The sequence below is a fragment of the Williamsia sp. genome, assembly GCF_036566845.1.
Taxonomy (GTDB): domain Bacteria; phylum Actinomycetota; class Actinomycetes; order Mycobacteriales; family Mycobacteriaceae; genus Williamsia.
On the sequence record NZ_DATCVM010000124.1, the window covers coordinates 1 to 1835 of the forward strand.

The 1835-nt window shown below is 64.9% G+C and carries 1 protein-coding gene and 1 pseudogene; both read left to right on the forward strand.

What is annotated here, in order from left to right; all coding sequences use genetic code 11:
• Positions 1 to 1403 (forward strand): hypothetical protein (locus VIQ49_RS11580; RefSeq protein ID WP_331884622.1); only part of this gene is annotated, 1403 nt, incomplete at its 5' end.
• A gap of 2 nt (positions 1404 to 1405) precedes the next feature.
• A pseudogene (locus VIQ49_RS11585) lies at positions 1406 to 1835 on the forward strand (hypothetical protein); the annotation flags it as partial.

Sequence of the window (1835 nt, forward strand, 5' to 3'; positions counted from 1 at the left end):
TGCTCGGCTGGATCATCGATCCGGGAGATGAAGACGACGTCGACGACATGGAAGTGCTCCGCACCCGCGCCGCCGAGGAACTCACCGGTGTCCTGCACGCTACGTTGACGCCGATGCTCACCGCTGGGTGGGAGTTGCGGGGCGATCCCGGCCACGTCGTCCACCTGTCCCGGACCACCGGAAAGTTCACGTCGATGGTCGACATTTTCATCGAACCGTACGTGTGGACGTACTGGAACAAGGATTTCGGCTGGAACAACCGCGTCGGCGACATGGGGATTCTCGGATCACCCACCGCGGGAACGTATCTCCCCGACGACGACCTGCCAGCAGCCCGCGAACTCGGACGCAGACTCGCGTGGTGCGCCCGCTACCTCGGTGTCCTGCCCGGCCCGACCCCGGCACGCACCGGCGCCGCAGTCCTGGACAAGATCAAACGCGAACGCACTCGCAGTGGCAAGGGAATCGCGGTCACCACCGGCGGCCCCATCCCACCGCTCAACGGTGAACCCCGCGGCGACCTCGAACCCGAAGTGGGATGGACACGCGTCTGCGATTCCGACGACCTCACCGATGCCACGCAACTGGTCTCCATCGACCAGCGGGCCGCGTACCTCGCATCTGCCGGCATGCTCGATTTCGGATACGGCAAACCCCGCCACCTGATCGGTGAGAACGCCGTCAGCGCAGCAGCATCGGGCGTGAAAGGTGCACCGTTCGGGTTGTGGCGCATCACGCTGCCCGCCGGCAACATGCTCGCGTTGCCCGCGAAACTTCCCCTCCCACACCCACATATGCTCGCCGACCAACCGGTGCAGACGTGGGTCACGTCCGTCAGCCTCGACGGCTTACAAGCCCCTGTTGCTGACGGAGGTATCGGCGCCGAACTCGACGATCTCGACATCACCGAAGCCTGGGTGTACCCGGAGCAGGGCCGCGCCCTCGACAAATGGGCGAAGATCTTGCGGGAGGGCCGCAAAGTCGCAGTCGACACCGGCGACATCGCGATGAAACGGTTCCTCGGCGCCTGCTACAAGGGCTACATCGGACGAATGGTGAACCCGGACATGTGGACTGCCAAGCAAATGCAACACCACCACCAGCCGCTCTGGCGTGCGTCGATCATCGCGCACTGCCGGTGGCGTGGCCGCCGGGTCGCAATGCGTATTGCACGCGAGAGCGGGCGGTGGCCAGTGCGAACGGTGACCGACTCGTGGGTCTACCTGCTCGGCGACGGAGAGGACATCGCCGACGACCGTGATGCACTGGGCAAAATGTCCGTGGAGAAACGTACTACCCTCAGCGAAGCAATGATCGACGCGTTCACCACCGCCGACGACACCCACGAGATGAATCTCGTCATCAAAGACGCATTCACACCACACGACGACGAAGGGCAGTAGCGATGGCCCTGCATCTCCCGAAACCCCGCTCGAAGAAGCCCGTCCAACAGGCGGTCGGACTCGACGGGCTGAAAGTGTCCGTCGCCAACGCCGCAACCAGCGGAGTCGAGAAGTCCAAAACCGTCAAGACCGGCGGCTTGGCCGGGCTGACGAGCAAAGTGTCCGTCAGGCAGATCCGCACCCAGATCGGCAACGACGGACTACGTCAAGCCGCGATCGACGCCGGCCGCACACCACCGTCGGATCGCACCCTGCGCCGCTGGGCCCAACAAGGCCGCATCCCGCACTCAGATGTCGCCGAGCGGGCACAACGCCGCGCAGCGATCGAGCGCCTCGGCGGAATCAGCGCAGTAGCGAAGAAGATCGGCCGCTCCCCATCCGCTGTCTCTCGTTACAGGTCGGGAGCGACGAACGAGCTGCGCGCGGATGCGA